Origin of the sequence: Mesorhizobium sp. M0244, assembly GCF_040321795.1 — a bacterium.
Lineage (GTDB): Bacteria > Pseudomonadota > Alphaproteobacteria > Rhizobiales > Rhizobiaceae > Mesorhizobium.
This window is the reverse complement of the sequence record NZ_JAMYSE010000225.1, coordinates 1-1022: the sequence shown is the minus strand read 5'-3', so window position 1 is coordinate 1022 and position 1022 is coordinate 1. Positions and strand designations below refer to the sequence as shown.

Sequence of the window (1022 nt, the reverse complement as noted above, 5' to 3'; positions counted from 1 at the left end):
GGGGGCGCCTCTTCTGGGCGCCGGCCCGCCGGGCCAGCTGCCCCCCTGCCGCCCCCGCTCGGCGCGCGGCCGGGCCCCGCGGCCGCCCACGACCTCGTCGATCAATCTTGCCGCCGCGGCCGCGGTGGCAAGAAAGCCGATCGTCTCCAGTATATCGTCGGCCCCCCGCCGCATGGCATCGTCATTTCCAGCGACCACGGAACGCAGGGCCGGCAGAACTTGCCCATTGGTCAGGTCGTCCCATTCCAGCCAGCCAGCTTCAATGCCTTCCGCTAGATTGACCGCGCCAAGGTAGTTTGCCTGCTCGAGGATAAGACGGATGAGGACTCGTTTTCTGCGACTGTCGAGGCGGGGCATCACATGCAGGAGGAACAGCGCCGCCTTGCCGCCGTCTGCAACAAGCGTGTCCGCCATATGCGTCACCGCGGCATCGCTCCCTGAAGCGGCGACCATTCGTGCGATCAGGATGTCGGCATTGTTGTCCACGCCGAATTGCCAGGCTCCTATGAATTCAGGTTCCGTAGCGCCGAACCGCGCGGCAACATCGACTAGGTTGCAAGTCTCGAACAGTTCGGCGCGGCGTTGCTCCTGCGCCGGGGACTTCAGTTTTGCCGGAGTATAGATCGTGCGGCGGCGGATGAAGCCCGATTTGCTTTCAGTGATAAAGGCGGCGAGCTCGGCTACGGGATCATCCGCTCCACCGTCTCTGGGGTGGCCGTGCTCTCCCAGCCTTGCCAACAGCCGGCCAGCCAATTCGCGCACCTTGCCGGACTTGTCGGCCGAAAGGCTTTTCAGGAAAGGCGCGTCCTCTGGGTGCAAGCCGAAGCGCATAAGCTCAACCAGCGCAAGCCTGACTTCCGCGGGTTCGCCTGGCGCCTTGGCCTCGATTAGCATTCGAGCCGAGGCCGGGTCGACGCGCCGGCTATAAGGCCGGGGAGAGAGGAGAGCCGGGGCGGGATAAAAAAAACGCATTTCATGCAGGAGGATGTATGTTGGGGGTTATGTATAACACGCCCCACAAA

At 63.7% G+C, this 1022-nt stretch carries 1 protein-coding gene; it reads right to left on the bottom strand.

The annotated features are described in order from the left end of the window. The coding region (locus NKJ08_RS38760) for a DUF5691 domain-containing protein (RefSeq protein WP_352786412.1) at window positions 1–972 on the bottom strand (972 nt) is incomplete at its 3' end. Window positions 973–1022 lie beyond the last annotated feature (50 nt).